Genomic DNA, 17,964 nt, shown 5'->3' with positions numbered 1-17,964 from the left:
GGCAGTCCTCACCGTTCGTCGTGGTCGCTGTCGCCGCGTGCGGCGTCTTCGAGTTCGCTGAGCACCTGCTCCTCCACCAGGTCCGCCAGGGCGGCGACCGTGCGGTGGACCAGGACGTCGCGGGGCGTGAGGGTCACGCCGAACGCGTCGTTGGCCCGGGAGGCGATGAGCAGGGCGCGCAGGGAGTCGCCGCCCAGGGAGAAGTAGTCGTCCTCCACGCCCACCACCGTCTGCAGGACCTCCTCCCACAGGAAGGCGACGGCCTCCTCGGTGGGGGTGCGCGGGGCGACGTGGCCGGACGTCTCCTCCTGGTCCGGTGGCGGCGCGGGCAGCGCGGCCCGGTCCGTCTTGCCGTTCTCGGTGAGCGGGAAGCGGTCGAGGACGACGTACGCCGAGGGGACCATGGGCCCCGGCAGGGTGCGGGCGGCGAGCGCCCGCAGCTCCGCCGCGGCGGGCCGCTCGGCGTCGGGTGCGGCGAGCAGGTGGGCGACCAGGCGCGGCAGCCCCGGCTCGTCCTCGCGCACCGTGACCACGGCGTCGAGCAGTCGGTGCGGCCCAGGTAGTGCAGTTCGCCGTGGGCGTCGCGGCGGGCCAGGTCGCCGGTGCGGTACATGCGCGAGCCGGGCGGGCCGAACGGGTCGGCCGTGAACCGCGAGGCGGTGAGGCCCGGGCGGGCCAGGGTCGGGCCGCTCAGCCACAGCTCCCCCGCCACCCCGTCCGGGACCGGCCGCAGCCGGGCGTCCAGGACGTACACGCCAGTGTCGGGCAGTCGGCGGCCGATGGGCGGGGCGCCGCCGTCCGCTGTCAGGGGCCCCGACCAGGTGGCCACCACCGTCGCTTCGGTGGGGCCGTAGGAGTTGACCAGGCGGTGGTGCGGCGCCCAGCGGGCCACCAGTTCGGCGCTGCACGCGTCGGCGCCGACTGTGAGGGTCTTCAGGTCGGGCAGGGTGCCGGGGGTGTCCGGCGGCAGGGTGGCGAGCGCGGCCGGGGGCAGCAGGGTGTGCGTGATGCGTGCGGTACGCAGGACCTCGGCCAGTTCGCCGCCGAGCAGCGGCCCCGGCGTGGGCACGACCAGGGCCGCGCCCTGCGGCAGGGACATGCACAGCTCCAGGACCGAGGCGTCGAAACTCGGCGTGGCGAACGCCAACACCCGGTCCCCCACCGCTACTTGATAGTGCACCGCCTCCGCAGCGGAGAAGGTACGCCGCACCCGCCTTCGTCACACCGAGCTGGGCCAGGACCATCTCGGCCGAGCGCGGCAGCACCAGGGCCACCAGATCACCCGGGCCCACGCCCCGCGTGATCAGCTGATGCGCCAACCGGTTCGCACGCGCCTCCACTTCCGCGAAGGACAGCGTCAGACCGGGCGCGACCAACGCCGTCGACCCCGGCGTGCGATCCACTGCCGCTTCGACCAGCGCGGGCAGCACCTCAGGCGCGACCGGGGCCTCCGCGGGACGCGCGGGCCCCCGCAGCAGCCGCTCGCGCAGCTCCGGCGGCAGGGCGTCCACGGCGTCCAGGGGCGTACCGTCCGGTGCGGCCACGAGGGCGCGCAGGGTGTGGACCAGCTGGGCGGAGAGGGAGCGCGCGGTGGACTCGTCGAAGTAGCGGGGGTCGTAGCCGAGGACGACGCCCATCCGGCTGCCCGGCAGGATCACCACGGTCAGCGGGTAGTTGGTGGACTCGTGGGCGTCGAGGTCGCGCACCTGGACGCCGTGCGCGCCCGCCGTGTCGTCGCCGACCGGATAGTTCTCGAAGACCAGCAGGCTGTCGAACAGCGGTGTTCCGGCGGGCAGTCCGCTGACGGACTGCAGGTCGGTGAGCGGTACGTGGTCGAAGCGGCGGTCCTCGGCGCGCGCGGCCTGCGTCTCGCGCAGCCACGCGGCGCACGCGGCGTCGCCGTCCACGGTGACCCGGGCGGGCAGCGTGGTGATGAACAGGCCGGCGATGGTCTCGGCGCCGGGCATGTCCGCGGGCCGCCCGGAGACGGTCGTACCGAAGCACACGTTCCGGTCGCCGCTCCAGCGGGAGAGGAGCAGCGCCCAGGCGCCCTGCACCACGGTGTTGAGGGTCAGCCGGTGCCGCCGGGCGAAGTCCGCGAGGCGGTCCGTCTCGGTCTCCTCCAGGTACTCGGCCAGCCAGCTTCCGGAACGGGCGGGCGCGCCCTGGGCCGGCCTGCGGTCGTAGGGCAGCGGGGTCGGGGCGGTCAGGTCCGCGAGCGCGCCCGTCCAGTGCTCCTCGGCCCGCGCGGTGTCGCGGGCCGCGAGCCAGGCGGCGTAGTCCGCGAACGGCCTGCGTTCCGGCAGCCGCGGCTCCTCCCCTCGGGAGAGGGCGGCGTGACTGGCCACGACGTCCCCGAGGACGTGGAAGACGCTCCAGCCGTCGAGCAGTGCGTGGTGGAAGGTCCACACCACGCGCACCTCGTCCGGGGTGAGCCGGATCAGGGCGACGCGCAGCAGCGGCACGCGGTCCAGGTCGATGCCGCGGGCCTTGTCCTCGGCGAGCAGACGCTCCAGCTCCGTGTCGCGCGCGTCCGGCGCGAGGGCGCTCCAGTCGTGTTCGGTGACGGGCACGGTGACGGCGCGCCGCACCGCCTGGAGCGGCACGGGCGCCCCGTCCAGGACGACGGCGGTGCGCAGCACGGGGGTGCGGTCCACGACGTGCTGCCAGGCCGCGGCCAGCACGCCGGCGTCGGGCACGCCGTCCATGACGAACGTGATCTGCTCGACGTACAGGCCCTCGGCGGGCTCGTCCATGCCGTGGACGAGCATCCCGGCCTGGGTCGGGGTGAGCGGGTAGAGGTCCACGACGTCGTGTCCGGTGCCCACCAGGCGGTCGACGCCTTCCTGGTCCAGCGGGGCCAGCGGGAAGTCCGACGGGGTGCGGCCCCCGGCGCCGGGTTCGGCGCAGTGCCGCGCGACGGCCCGCAGTTCGTCGGTCATCTCGGCGGCGAGCCGGGCGACGGTGTCGCTCCGGTGCACGTCGCGCGAGTACGACCAGGTGAACTCCAGGCGCTTGTCCGTCACGCGCCCGACGACGTCCAGGAGGTGCGGGCGGTCCGCGGCCGTGTCCATGCCGCCCGCCAGGTCGCCGTGGGGCGCGTGCAGCAGGCTCCCGGAGGCGTGCCGGTCCTGCTGGCCCAGGTAGTTGAAGGAGATCTGCGGCAGCCCGGGCAGCCCCGCGCCCGCGGTCGGGTGCAGATGGCGCAGGGCGCCGTGGCCGATGCCGCCGTGGGGCACGGCCCGCAGGCTCTCCTTGACGGACTTCAGCGCGGTGGCGGTGTCCGCGTCGCGCGGTACGTCGAGCGCGACGGGGAACACGCTGGTGAACCAGCCGACGGTGCGGGAGAGGTCGACGTCGTCGAAGAGCTCCTCCCGGCCGTGGCCCTCAAGGGTCACGGCCACCCGGTCCCGTCCCGTCCAGCGCGCCAGGACGCGGCCGAGGGCGCACAGCAGCACGTCGTTGACGCGGGTCCGGTAGACGCCGGGCACGTCCTGGAGGAGCCGGCGGGTCTCCTCGCTGTCGAGGCCCACCGTCACCGACTCCTCGCTCGCGGCGGTGTTCGCCCCGGTGAGGTCGGTCGGCAGGGTGTGGCCGTCGGGCACGTTCCGCCAGTGGTCGAGTTCGGCGTCGAAGCCTCCGGCCTCGGTGTGCGCGGCGAGACGGCGGGCCCACGCCTGGAAGGAGGTCGTCTTCGGCCCGAGGTCGGGCGTGTTCCCGGCGCGCAGCGCCCCGTACGCGGTGTCGAGGTCCTCCAGGATCAGGTGCCAGGACACCGCGTCCACCACGAGGTGGTGTGCGGCGAGCACCAGGACCGGCCGCCGCCCGTCACCCGTGCGGCACAGCGCGGCCTTGAGGAGCGGCCCGGATTCCAGGTCGAAGCCCGCGCAGAGGCGGTCGACGAGCCCGGCCGGAACGTCCGGGCCCTCGCCCTCTGCCGCGTGCACCTCCAGGTGCACGTCCGCGCCCGGCGGAGTGCCGTGCTGGCGGCGGACCCCGTCGGCGTCCTTCGGGAACCTCAGGCGCAGCGCGTCGTGGTGGTCGTGGACGGCGGCGAGGGCGGCGCGCAGCGCGGTCTCGTCGGTGTCGGCGGCCAGCTGGTAGGCGACGGCCTGCGTGAGGTGGGCCGGGTCACCGGTGAGGGTGTCGAACAGGTAGCGCTGGACCGGTGTGAGTGGTGCGTCGCCGACGACGGCGCCCTGTTCGGCCGCCGTTCCGGCGGCGGGCAGGTCCTCCGCCGCGGCCGCCAGCTCGGCGATCGTCTGGTGGCGGAACAGATGCCGTGGCGTCAGGGCGAATCCGGCCCGGCGGGCCGCGGCGACGATCTGGATGCCGAGGATGGAGTCCCCGCCGAGCGTGAAGTAGTTGTCCTGCGCGCCCACGTCGGGCACCCCGAGGACCTCCGCCCAGATCGCGGCGAGCGCCTTCTCCGTATCGGTGCGCGGCGGGACGCCGTCCCCGTCGGCAGCGGCCGGCCACACCGGGTCGGGCAGCGCGTTCCGGTCGAGCTTGCCGGTGGCGCCGAGCGGCAGGCGCTCCAGCGGTACGACGACCGCGGGGACCAGGTGGTCGGGGAGGGTGCGGGCGAGGAAGTCGCGCAGCGCGACGGGGTCCGGTGCGGTGCTGCCGCGCGGCACCGCGTACGCCACGAGGCGGCGGTGGCCGTCGCGCTCCGACACGCGGGCGGCGGCCGCGGCCACGGTCGGTGCGGCCCAGGTAGTGCAGTTCGCCGTGGGCGTCGCGGCGGGCCAGGTCGCCGGGCGGGCCAGGGTCGGGCCGCTCAGCCACAGCTCCCCCGCCACCCCGTCCGGGACCGGCCGCAGCCGGGCGTCCAGGACGTACACGCCAGTGTCGGGCAGCCGCCGACCGATGGGCGGGGCGGAACCGTCCGCGGTCAGGGGCCCCGACCAGGTGGCGACGACGGTGGCTTCGGTGGGGCCGTAGGAGTTCACCAGGCGGTGGTGCGGCGCCCACGCGGCCACCAGTTCCGGACCGCAGGCGTCAGCGCCGACCGTCAGCGTCTTCAGGTCGGGCAGGGTGCCCGGGGTCTCCGGCGGCAGCGTGGACAGCGCGGCAGGCGGCAGCAGGGTGTGGGTAATGCGCTCCACCCGGAGCACCTCCGCGAGGTCCGCGCCGAGCAGCGGCCCCGGTGCGGGCACGACCAGGGCCGCGCCCTGCGGCAGGGACATGCACAACTCCAGGACCGAGGCATCGAAACTCGGCGTGGCGAACGCCAACACCCGGTCCCCCGCCGCCACTTGATAATGCGCCGCCTCCGCAGCGGAGAAGCCCGCCAGACCACGATGGGTCACCACCACACCCTTGGGCGTACCGGTCGAACCCGACGTGTAGATCACATACGCCGGATCGTCGAGACGCAACGGGCGCACGCGGTGCTCGTCGGTGGGCCGGTCCTCCCGCGCACCGTCCGCAAGCAGGTCGGCGACCCGCTCGGCGTCGAGCGTCACCGCGGGCGCCGCGTCCCGCAGCATCAGCGCCACCCGCTCCGCCGGATATCCCGGATCCACAGGTACGTACGCCGCACCCGCCTTCGTCACACCGAGCTGGGCCAGGACCATCTCGGCCGAGCGCGGCAGCACCAGGGCCACCAGATCACCCGGGCCCACGGACGTCCACCGCGTCCAGACGGGTGTCGTCCGACGCGTCGGCCAGGAGGCGCAGCGTGTGCAGAAGCCGCTCCGACAGGGAGCGCGCGGTCGACTCCGCGAAGTGGCCGGGGTCGTAGTCCAGGATGACCGACAGGACGTCCCCGGGGGCGACCACCACGTTCAGCGGGTAGTTGGTCGGCTCCACGTCGCGTTCCTGCTCGATGGTCAGGCCGTGCCGGGCCAGGGCACCCTCGTCGAACGGGTAGTTCTCGAAGACCACGATGCTGTCGAACAGGTTCGTGCCGCCGGGCACCTCGCTCCAGGTCTGGAGCTGGGCGAGCGATACGAAGTCGTGCCTGCGGGACTCCGACTGCGCGGCCTGGAGCTCCCGCAGCCACTCCAGCAGGCCGCGGCCGCCGTCGATCCGTACGCGCGTGGGCAGGGTGTTGATGAACACCCCGACCATCGAGGTCACTCCGGGCAGTTCGGCGGGGCGCCCGGAGACGGTGGTGCCGAACACGACGTCGTCCTCGCCGCCGTACCGCGAAAGGAGCAACGCCCAGGCGCCCTGCACCAGGGTGTTGACGGTCAGTCCGGAACGCTGCGCGGTCTCCCGCAGCCGCGCCGACGTCGCGGCGTCGAGCGCCACGCCGACGGTCCCCGACGACGACGTGCGGTGCGCCTCGGCGGGCCGCCGGTCCCTGGGGAGTTCGGTGGGGGCGGCGAACCCGGCGAGCGTCTCGCGCCAGTACCGTTCCGACCGCGCGGTGTCCTGCCGCGACAGCCACTCCAGGTAGTCGCGGAACGGCGCGCGCTCAGCGGTCTCCGGACGGCGTCCCGCGGTCAGCGCCGCGTACCGCTCGCACACCTCGTCGAAGACCTGGGCCGCGCTCCACCCGTCGAGCAGGACGTGGTGGAACGTCCACACCATCCGCACCCGGTCCGGCGCGAGGCGGATCAGGGTCAGGCGCATCAAGGGCGCCGCGCCCAGGTCGATCCCGGCGTCCCGGTCCTCGTCGAGCAGCCGGTCCATCTCCCGCGCGCACCGGTCGGCGGGCCAGCCGGTCCAGTCGTGGTGGGCGACGGGCACGGCGGCCCGGTGCTGTACGGCCTGGAGCGGTTCGGCGGTCTCCTGCCACACCAGGCGGGTGCGCAGCATCGCGTTGGCGTCGGCGGTCCGCTGCCACGCCTCGGCCAGGGCGTGCGGGTCGGTGACTCCGCACAGCACCAGCTGGACCTGGTTGACGTACGTGCGCGCGTCGGGGTCCATGAGGCTGTGGAACAGCATGCCCGCCTGCATCGGTGTCAGCGGGTACAGGTCCGCGACCGCTCGGCCGTCGCCCACGACGCGGTCAAGTGCCGTCTGGTCCACGCGGGCCAGCGGGAAGTCCGACGGCGTACGGCCCCCGGCGTCCTCGTGGCAGCAGTGCGCGACGATCTCGGTGAGCGCGCGCAGCATGCCGTCGGCGAGGCCCGCGACGGTCTCCTCGTGGTGCAGGGTGTGGCTGTAGTGCCAGGTGATCTCCAGCTGTCCGCCTTCGACGCGGGCGATCACGTCGAGGAGGTGCGGACGCGCCGCGTCCGGCGCGTCGGCGCCGTCGAGGCCGCCTGGCACGCCGCGCACCAGCGCCCCGCCGCTGCCCGCCGACCAGTCGAACCGGCCCAGGTAGTTGAAGCTGATGCCGGGCGTCGGCGCCGTGGCGAGGCGGTCGTCCCCGGCGAGGCGGGCGAGGGCGCCGTGGCCGATGCCCCGGTCCGGCACGGCCCGCAGCTGTTCCTTGACGGACTTCAGGGCGGTCCCCCAGTCCGCGTCCGGCACGTCCAGGGCGACCGGGTACAGGCTGGTGAACCAGCCGACCGTGCGGGACAGGTCGATGTCGTCGAAGAGCTGGTCCTCGCGGCCGTGGCCTTCCAGAGCCACGGCGACGGTAGAACGTTCGATCCAGTCGGAGACGGTACGGCCGAGAGCGGTCAGGAGCACGTCGTCGACGCGGGTGCGGTAGGCGCTGGGCACCTTCCGCAGGAGGTCGTCGGTGCGCTGCCGGTCCAGGCGTACGGTGACCGCGCGCACGTCGGCCATGGTGGTGCTGCCCGGTGCGGCGCCGGTGTCCAGGGGCAGCGGTGCGGCGCAGTGCCCGGACACGTCCTCCCAGTGGGCGCGCTGCCCGGCGAACCCGCCGGACGCGGTGTGCGCGCGCAGTCGCCGGGCCCACTCCTGGACGGACGTGGTGCGCTCCGGAAGGCGTACCGGTGCACCGGCCCGCGCCTGCTGGTAGGCGGTGTCGAGGTCCTCCAGGAGGATGCGCCAGGACACGCCGTCGACGACCAGGTGGTGGACGGTCAGGAGCAGGCGCGGGCGCGCGCCGGTGAACAGGCGTGCGGTCAGGAGCGGGCCAGTGGCGAGGCGGAACCCGGCGTGCGCCTCGGCGGTGGCGCGGGCCTCGGCGGCTTCGGCGGCCTCGGCGTCCAGGCCGCTCAGGTCGCGGACCTCCAGGAGGTCCGGTGCCGTCTCGTCCGGGCCTGGGCAGTGCTGGTGCCAGGTCCCGTCGTCGCCCCGGACGAACCGGGCGCGCAGGGCGTCGTGGTGGGCCCACAGGGCCGCGAGGGCGCGGCGCAGGGCGTCCGCGTCGACGTCGGTGTCCGTCTCGACGGTCAGGCACTGGTCGAAGACCTCGGGGCGGCTCGGCCCTGGGTCGAGGTACCAGTGCTGGATGGGCGTGAGCGGGACCTCGCCGGTCACGGGGCCGGTTCCGGCGACGGCCGCGGCCGTTCCGGTGGCGGCGGCGAGGGCGGCGACGGTGGGGTGGCGGAAGAGGTCGCGCGGCGTGAGCCCGAGCCCGGCGGCGCGGGCACGCGACACGACCTGGATGCTGAGGATCGAGTCGCCGCCGAGGGTGAAGAAGTTGTCGTCGGCGCCGACGCGGTCCACTCCCAGGAGGTCGGCCCAGATCTCGCTGAGGACGCGCTCGGCCTCGGTGCGGGGCGGGCGGTAGGCGGTGTCGCCCGCCGCCGACCAGTCCGGCGCGGGCAGTCTGCCCCGGTCCACCTTGCCGTTGGCGGTCAGCGGGAGCTCCGGCACGGTGACGAAGGCGGCGGGCACCATGTAGTCGGGCAGTTCGGCGGCCACGTGGGCGCGCAGTTCGCTCGCGGTCGGCGCGCCCGCCGCCGGTGCGGGCACGAAGTGGGCGGCCAGGCGCTTGCGTCCGGCGTGCTCGCACAGGGACACGACGGCCTCGGCGACGCCCGCGTGCGCGGTGAGCCGGGCCTCGATCTCGGCGGGCTCGACGCGGAAGCCGCGCAGCTTGATCTGGTCGTCCGCGCGGCCCACGAAGTGCAGTTCGCCGTCGCCGCCGAAGCGGACGATGTCGCCGGTGCGGTACATGCGGGAGCCGGGCGGGCCGAACGGGTCGGCCACGTAGCGGGCCGCGGTCGCGCCCGACTGCCCCACGTAGCCCCGGGCGAGTCCGGCCCCGGCGACGTACAACTCCCCCGGAATGCCCGGGGGTTGGGGCTGGAGGGCGGCGTCGAGGACGTACGCCCGGGTGTTGTCGAGCGGGCGCCCGATGGGCAGCACCGGAGGCAGCGGGTCACCGGCGCGGAAGGCGCGCCGCGTCGCGAAGGTGGTGGTCTCGGTGGGGCCGTAGCCGTCGACGACGGTGAGGTCGGGGCAGGCGTCGAGGACGCGGCGCACCACGGCGCCCGGCACGGCCTCGCCGCCGGTCCACACCTCCCGCGCGCCGCGCAGGCACGTGGGGTCCTCCTGGGCGAGGAGGCGGAAGAGGCCCGCGGTGAGCCACAGGAACCGCACGCCTCGGTCGGTGATCGCGCTGCGGACGACGGCGGCGTCGACGTCCCCCGGCGGGGCGAGGACGGCCGTTCCGCCGCGCAGCAGGGGCACCCACAGCTCGTAGGTGGAGGCGTCGAAGGCGTGCGGGGAGTGCACGAGGACGCGGTCGTGTCCGGCGAAGGCGCGGTCGGACGCGAGGGCGGCGACGTCACGGTGGCGTGCGGCGACACCCTTGGGGGTGCCGGTGGAGCCGGAGGTGAACATCACGTACTGGACGGAGTCGGGGTGCGGGGCCGGGGCGGCGGGCGTCTCCGGTGCCGTCTGCTCCGGCTCGTGGTCGGGCCTCAGCACCGTTCCGTCGGGCAGCACTTCCCGCGCCGTCCGCTCCCACTCGGCATCGGTCAGGACGAGGTCCGCGCCCACTTCGGCGAGCATGCGCCGCAGCCGCTCGCCCGGCGCCCGGCCGTCGAGGGGTACGTACACGCCGCCGCAGAGGGCGAGCGCGAGCTGTGCGACGACCAGGCCGGCCGAGCGGTCCATGAGGACGCCCACGGGTGCTTCGGCCGTCACGCCATGGCTGGCGAGCCGGGCCGCGAGGGCCCTGGCCCGGGCGTCCAGGTCCCGGTAGGTGAGCCGGTCGGCGCCCGCCTCCAGGGCGAGGGCGTCGGGTGTGCGCGCCACCTGAGCCGCCCACAGGTCGGCGACCGTCGCGTCGGGGACGCTGGTGGCGGTGTCGTTCCACTCGTCGAGGACCTGGCGGCGGCGGGCGGGGGTGAGCAGGGGAAGGCGCGCGGGCGGGCGCTCGGGCCCGGTGGCGATGCCGTCGAAGAGGACGGTGAGGTACTCGGCCATCCGGGCGACCGTGGCGGCGTCGAAGAGGGCGGGGTCGTAGCCGAGGCGCAGGGTGAGTTCCGCGCCGGGGTAGGCCACCAGGCTGAGCGGGTAGTTGGTGGTCTCGATGCCGTCGAGGTCGCTCAGGCGCAGCCCGTGGGCGGCGGCGAGGTCGTCGTCGACGGGGTAGTTCTCGAAGACGACGATGCTGTCGAACAGGGCGGTCCGCTCGGGGAGTCCGGTGAGGGCCTTCAGCCGCGTGAGCGCCACGTGGTCGAAGCGGCGGTCCTCGCTCTGGTCGTACTGGAGGGCGCCCAGCCAGTCGACGAGGGTGCCGTCGCGCGGCACGCGGACACGGGTGGGCAGGGTCGTGATGAACAGGCCGGTCATGGAATCGGCGCCCGGCAGCTCGGGCGGCCGCCCGGAGACGGTGGTGCCGAAGACGACCTCCTCCCGGCCCGCCTGACGGCTCAGGAGGAGCGCCCAGGCGCCCTGGACCAGGGTGTTCAGGGTCAGGCCCGCCGCCCTGGCCAGGTCTTCGAGGGCGCGCGTCGTGGTCTGCGGGACCGTGACGCGGACCGCCTCGGTGGACTCCGCGTGGTGGGTCTCGCGCGGCTCGCGGTCGTAGGGCAGCGCGGTCGCCTCAGTCAGACCCGTGAGGCGGTCGCGCCAGTGCCGTTCGGCGCGGTCGTCGTCACGGTCGCGCAGCCAGGCCACGTAGTCGCTGAAGGGCCGCCGCGCGGGCAGCGGATCGCCCTCGTCGGCGGAGCGGGACGGCTGCGCGTGGCAGGCGAACACGTCGGACAGGACCTGGAACAGGCTCCAGCCGTCCAGGATCAGGTGGTGGAAGGACCACACCACGCGTACGGAGCTGTCGGAGAGCCGGACGAGGACCAGGCGCTGGAGCGGGGCGCGGGCCAGGTCGATGCCGCGCTCGCGGTCGCGGTCGAGCAGGTCACGCAGCGCGCTCGCCTGCTCGTCGTCGGTCAGTTCGCGCCAGTCCAGGTGCGTGACGGGCACGGACGCGTGGCGCAGCACCACCAGGAGCGGTTCGGGCACGTCCTGCCAGACCGCGCGGGACCGGAGCACCGGGGTGCGGTCCGTCACGCGCTGCCAGGCGGCCGCGAGGGCGGCGGGCTCCGGCACGCCGTCCAGGACGAACGACACCTGCTGGAAGTACACGCTCTGGTCGTCCTGCGACAGGCCGTGGAAGAGCATCCCGGCCTGGGTGGGCGTGAGCGCGTGGACGTCCTCGACCGCGCCGGGGTCGTCGCCCACGACGCGGTCCACGGCCGTCTGGTCGAGCCGCGCCAGCGGGAAGTCCGACGGGGTGCGGCCGCCGGTGCCGGGCCGGGCCGCGTGCCGGGCGATCCCGGCGAGCGCGTCCGCGAACCGCGCGGCGAGGCCCGCGACGGTCGCCTCCTGGTGCAGCGCGTCGGAGTAGAACCAGGTGAACTCCAGTACGTCGCCGTCGAGATGCCCCACGACCTCCAGCGGGTGGGGGCGCGCGGACAGCGGGTCGGCGTCCAGCTCCAGGGGGCGGCACGGGCCGCCGTACAGGCCGTCCGGCGCGTCCGGGAGCCCGAACCGGCCCAGGTAGTTGAAGCTGACCTGCGCGGCGGGCGCCGCGGGCGCCGTGCCGGGGCCGGTCAGATGGCGCAGCGCGTCGTGCCCCAGGCCGTGCCGGGGCACCGCCCGCAGCTGCTCCTTGACCTGCTTCAGGACGGCGTCCCAGCCGGCGTCCTGCGGCACGGCGAGCGCGACGGGGTGGCGGGTGGTGAACCAGCCGACGGTCCGGCTGGTGTCGACGTCGGCGAACAGCTCTTCGCGCCCGTGCCCTTCGACGTCCACCAGGACCCGCTCGTGGCCGGTCCACGCGCACAGCACGCGCCCGAGCGCGCTCAGGAGCACGTCGTTGACCCGGGTGCGGTAGGTGTCGGGCAGCGTGCGCAGCAGGGCGGCGGTGTCCTCGGCGGTGAGGCGTACGGTCACCGAGCGGGCCGAGGCGTAGGTGTTGGCGCCCGCCCCGTCCGTCGGCAGGGTCGCCGCGGCGCCCGCGAGGGCCCGGGTCCAGTACTCCCTCTCGTCGTCGAAGCCGCCGTCGGCCGCGTGCGCGGCCAGGCGCCGTGCCCAGTGGCGCAGCGGCGAGGACTTGGCGGGCAGCGCCGCCGCCCCGGCGCGGCCCTCGCGGCGGGCGCGGTAGGCCCGGTCGAGGTCTTCGAGCAGGACGCGCCAGGAGACGCCGTCGACCACGAGGTGGTGGACGGCCAGGTGCAGGACGGGCCGCAGCCCCGCGCCGCGCTCGTGCAGGACGGCGCGCAGCAGCGGGCCGTTCCGCAGGTCGAAGGGGCCCAGGTGCGGTGCGTCGGTGTCGGGTCCCGTGTGGCGCGCCAGGCGCAGGCGCGGGGTCTGCCCGTCGACGTACCAACGGACGCCGGACGAGCCGTCGGTCACGAGGTCGGTGAGGAAGTGGGAGTTCAGCGCGTCGTGGTGGGCGACGAGGTCGTTGAGCGCGCCTTCGAGGGCCACCGCGTCGACCGCTTCGTACAGCTCCGCCGACAGGGTCTGGGCGAAGTGGCCGGACCGCCCGGCGGCGCTGTCGAACAGCCAGCGCTGAATGGGTGTCAGGGGCGCCGGTCCCGTGGCCGCCACCTGGGCCGGGGCGGCGGGCCTCCGGCTTTCCGCGGCGTCCGCGCGGCGGGCGAGGTCGGCCACCGTCTGGTGCCGGTAGACGTCGCGGGAGGTGACCGTCAGGCCCGCATGCCGGGCCTGGGCGACCACCTGGATGCTCAGGATGGAGTCGCCGCCGAGCGCGAAGAAGTTGTCGTCCGCCCCGACCCGCTCCACGTGCAGGACGTCCGCCCAGATGCGGGCGAGGGTCCGCTCGGTGGGTGTGCGCGGCGGCACGTGCCGGGCGGTGCGCCCGGCGGGCCCCGGGTCGGGGAGCCGGTCGCGGTCCAGCTTGCCGTTGGGGTTCAGGGGCAGCGCGCCGAGCCCGACGACGACGGCGGGGACCAGGTAGTCGGGCAGGGCGCGGCCGAGCTCGCGGCGCACCGCGTCCGGGTCCACCCGCTTTCCCGGGGCGGGGACGACGTAGCCGACGAGGCGCCGGTGTCCGTCGCTTTCGCGGGCGGCCGCGGCGGCCTGCGCCACGCCCTCGCAGCGCAGCAGGGCCTCCTCCACCTCGCCGAGTTCGATGCGGAAGCCGCGCACCTTGACCTGCTGGTCGGTGCGGCCCAGGTACTCAAGATCGCCCGCCTGGGTCCAGCGCACCAGGTCCCCGGTGCGGTACATGCGGTCCCCTGCCGCGCCGAAGGGGTCGGCGACGAAGCGGGTCGCGGTCAGTCCGGGGCGGCGCAGGTATCCGCGCGCGAGACCGCCGCCGCCGAGGTACAGCTCGCCCGTCACGCCCGGGGGCTGCGGGCGCAGCAGACGGTCCAGGACGTAGGCGCGGGTGCGCGCGACGGGCCTGCCGATCGGCGGGGCCTGGTCGGGCTCGGTGTCGTCGGCGAACCAGGCGGTGGCGTAGACGGTGGCTTCGGTCGGGCCGTAGATGTTGGCGACCTCGCAGAACGGCATGGCCCTCCGCAGGTCGCGCACGGTCTGCGCGGGCAGCGCCTCTCCGGCCAGGACGAACGTGTCCGACGCGATGGCCGCGCCGCCCTCGGTGAGCAGCCGTGCGATCACCGAGGGCACGCCGCTGACGAGTCCCGCGCTGCGCAGGTCGGGAGCTTCGGCGAGGGCCGCCAGGTCCGCGACCACCTCGACGCTGCCGCCCGCGAGCAGGGGGCAGATCAGCTCGAACACCGACACGTCGAAGTTGAGCGAGGTCGAGGCGATCACATGGGCGAGCCGCTCGGGCCCGAACCGTTCCGCCACCCACGCGGCGAGCGCCGCCACGCTGCGGTGGGCGACCACGACGCCCTTGGGACGGCCCGTCGACCCCGAGGTGTAGATGACGTACGCGGGGTGGTCGGGCAGCGGCCGCCGTGCCGGGAACGCCGTCGCCGGGTCCGTGTCCTCCGGCAGGTCCGCGCCGTCGGCCAGGCAGTCCTCCAGGATCAGCGGCTCGCAGTCCGCGGGCAGCGCGTGGGCGGTCGCACGCCCCGCCACGACGAGGGCCGGGTCGGCGTCGGCGAGCATGAAGCGGATGCGCTCGGCGGGGTAGCCGGGGTCCACGGGCAGATAGCCCGCGCCGGACTTCAGGACGCCCCACAGGGCCGGGACCAGGTCGGCGGTGCGCGGCAGGCACAGGGCCACCAGCGTCTCGGGGCCCGCGCCGCGGGCGATGAGCTGCCGGGCGACGCGGTCGGCGCGCCGGTTGACCTCCGCGTAGTCGAGGCGCGTGGTGCCGCAGGCCACGGCGGTCCGGTCGGGGGTGCGGGCCACCTGGGCCTCGAACAGGGCCGGCAGGGTGCTGCCGACGGCCTCGTGCGCGGCGCGCACGGGCGGGTTCCAGGCCTCGAGGAGGGTGCGCCGCTCGCCCTCCAGGAGCAGGGGCAGCTCGGCGAGCGTCCGGTGCGGGCCGTCCGCCATGTCCTCCAGGAGGCGGTGCAGATGGCGGCTCATCCGGGCGACCGTGTCCACGTCGAACAGATCGGTGTTGAACTCGACGGTCAGCTCGCGGCCGCCGTCCGCGCGCGGCGCGAACTCCAGGACCAGGTCGAAACGGGAGGCCGGGCGGGGCAGCGGGTGCTCCTCGACGCGCACGGTGCCCGCCAGCGGCGGGTGGTCCGGTGCGGTCTGCTGGACGACGAGCGCCTGCACCAGCGGCGTGCGGCTGGGGTCGCGGGGCGGGGCCAGCTCCTCGACGACGCGGTCGAAGGGCACTCCGTCGTGCGCGAAGGCGTCCAGGACGGTGGCGCGCATGCGCTCCACGAATCCGCCGACGGTGGTGGTGTCGTCGACTTCCTCGCGCAGCACCACGGTGTTGGCGAAGAAGCCGGTGACGTCCTCCAGGTCGCGGCGTCCGCGCCCGTTGGTGACGGTGCCGAAGGCCACGTCCCGCTGGCCGGAGTACCGGGAGAACAGCACGGCCGCCGCGGCGGCGAACAGGGTGAACAGGGTCGTGCCGCAGCCTGCGGCCAGCTGCCGCAGGCGCTCGACCAGGTCCGCGGGGAGCGGGTGGCGGTGCGCGGCGCCGCCGGTGGTGCGCACCGGTGGCCGTGGCCGGTCGGTGGGCAGGTCCAGCTGCTGCATGCCGGTCAGGTGCCGCTTCCAGTACGCGAGGTCCTCGCTGTCGGCGCCGGAGGAGCGCTGCCGCCGCTCCCACACCGCGAAGTCCGGGTACTGGGCCTTCGGCGCGGGCAGGCCGTCCGGTGTGCCGGTCGTCTCCGCGTGGTAGAGGGCGGCCAGTTCGCGGGTGAGGAGGCCCACCGACCAGCCGTCGGTGACGATGTGGTGCTGGGCGAGCAGCAGCAGGTGCTCGTCGTCGGTGACGCGGATGAGGAGCGCCCGGGTGAGCGGTCCCGCCGTCAGGTCGAAGGCGCGGCCGAGTTCCTCGGTGAGCAGCCGTTCGGCGACCTCGGCGCGCCGTGCGGCGGGCACGTGCCCCACGTCGGCCGTGCGCAGGGGCAGTTCGGCGGTGGGGCTGATCCGCTGCACGCCCTGTCCGGCCACGGTGGCGAAGGTGGTGCGCAGCGCGTCGTGGCGGGCGGCGAGCCGGTCCAGGGCGCGGCGCAGCGCGGTGCCGTCCAGGTCGCCGCGCAGCCGCAGCGCCACGCCGGTGTTGTACTCCGTGCCGCCCTCGCTCAGGTCGTCGAGGAACCACAGGCGCTGCTGCGCGCTGGACAGGGGCAGGGGGCGGTCGCGCGGGGCGGGCGGTATCGGCTCCGGCGGGGCGGCGGCGGACGGGTCGCCGATGAGCGGGGCGAGCGCGGCGACGGTCCGCGCGGTGAACACGTCCCGCACCGCGAGGCGGACGCCGAGTTCCTCGGTGATCCGCGACAGCGTCCGGGCGGCGAGGACGGAGTCGCCGCCGAGGTCGAAGAAGTCGTCGTCGGCGCCCACGGCGTCGACTCTGAGGACCTCTGCCCAGATGGCGGCCAGGGCCGCTTCCCGCGGGGTGCGCGGCTGGGTCCCGGCGGCGGTCTCGCGGACGGGGGCGGGCAGGGCCTTGTGGTCGACCTTGTGGTGGCTGGTGAGCGGGAGTTCGTCCAGGACGACGACGGCGGCCGGGACCATGTGCGCGGGCAGGACGGCGGCCGTCGCCGCGCGCAGTGCCGCGGGCTGCGGGGCCCGGTCGGCGTCGGTGGGCGTGACGTAGCCGACGAGCCGTCGCCGTCCGGGCTCGTCCTCGCGCACCACGACGACGGCCTCGCGCACGCCGGGTCCGCGCAGCAGCGCCGCCTCGATCTCTCCGGGTTCGATGCGGAAGCCGCGCACCTTGACCTGGCGGTCGGCGCGGCCGAGGAACTCCAGCTCGCCCTCGGCGTTCCAGCGGGCGCGGTCGCCGGTGCGGTAGAGCCGGGCGCCGGGCGGGCCGAAGGGGCTGGCGACGAAGCGCGTCGCGGTCAGGCCGGGGCGGCCGTGGTAGCCGCGGGCCAGGCCGTCCCCGCCGACGTACAGCTCGCCTTCGGTGCCGGGCTCGACGGGTCGCATCGCCGCGTCGAGCACGTGGGCCTGGGTGCCGGTCAGCGGGGTGCCGATGCTCGGTGCGCCGCTGCCCGCGGTGAGGGGGCCGGTCCAGGAGGCGACGACCGTCGCTTCGGTGGGGCCGTAGGAGTTGATCATCCGGCGGCCGGGGGCCCAGCGGTCGACGAGGGCCGGGGGGCAGGCCTCGGCTCCCACGATCAGCGTGCTCAGATGGCGTCCGACGCCGCCCGCCGGGTCGGGCAGGGTGGCGAGGGCGGCGGGCGGGATCAGGGCGTGGGTGATGCGGTGTTCGTCCAGGACGGCGGCGAGTTCGTCGCCGAGCCAGGGTCCGTGCGGCGGCACCACCAGGGTGGCGCCGGACAGGACGGAGCTGCACAGTTCGAGGACGGCGGCGTCGAAGCTGGGCGAGGAGAACTGCAGGACGCGGTCGCCGGACCGTACGGTGTACTGCTCGGCGCAGCCGCGGCTGAAGCCCGCGATGCCCCGGTGGGTGACGGTCACGCCCTTGGGCCTGCCGGTGGATCCGGAGGTGTAGATGACGTACGCCGCGTGGTCGGCGCCCACCGGCGCGGGCCGGGGATCCGGCACCGGTCCGGCCGCGTCGTCGAGGACGGCGCGGACCCGGGCCAGGTCGTCGAGGACCACCGCGGGTGCGGCGTCGGCCAGCATCAGCTCGCGCCGCTCGGCGGGGTAGCCCGGGTCCACGGGCAGGAACGCGGCACTAGCACGTGTCACGGCGATCTCTGCCGCGATCAGTTCGATCGAGCGCGGCAGAACGAGCGCCACCGTGCGGTCCGGTCCGGCTCCGTGCCGCAGGAGGTCGGCGGCCAGGCGGTCGGCCCGGTCCGCCAACTCCCGGTAGGACCAGGTCCTTTGACCGTCGGTGACCGCGGGCGCGTCGGGCGTGCGGGCCACCCATGCGGCGAACAGCTCACCGAGCGACGGGTGCGGGTGCGCACCGGAGCTCCCGCCTCCGCCGCCGGGGGCGACGTGGTCGGCCGGCGGCAGGGAGGTCGCCGGGGTGGGCTTGTCATGCAGGTCCGTCATGGGGGGATGTCCTTCGGCGCGGGGACGGTGCGGGTGCGCGCGGGCACGGGAACTTCCCGGCAGGGCAGGGCCGGGGCGTGCTCACGCCGGAGCTGG

1 pseudogene is annotated in these 17,964 nt (G+C 75.3%); it reads right to left on the bottom strand.

The window, feature by feature from the left end:
* Positions 1-8 precede the first annotated feature (8 nt).
* Positions 9-17,868, bottom strand: a pseudogene (locus tag IG74_RS45935) (non-ribosomal peptide synthase/polyketide synthase).
* Positions 17,869-17,964 lie beyond the last annotated feature (96 nt).

Source organism: Streptomyces sp. NRRL B-1347, assembly GCF_000720325.1.
Taxonomy (GTDB): Bacteria; Actinomycetota; Actinomycetes; order Streptomycetales; family Streptomycetaceae; genus Streptomyces.
This window is presented reverse-complemented; position numbering and strand designations above follow the sequence as displayed.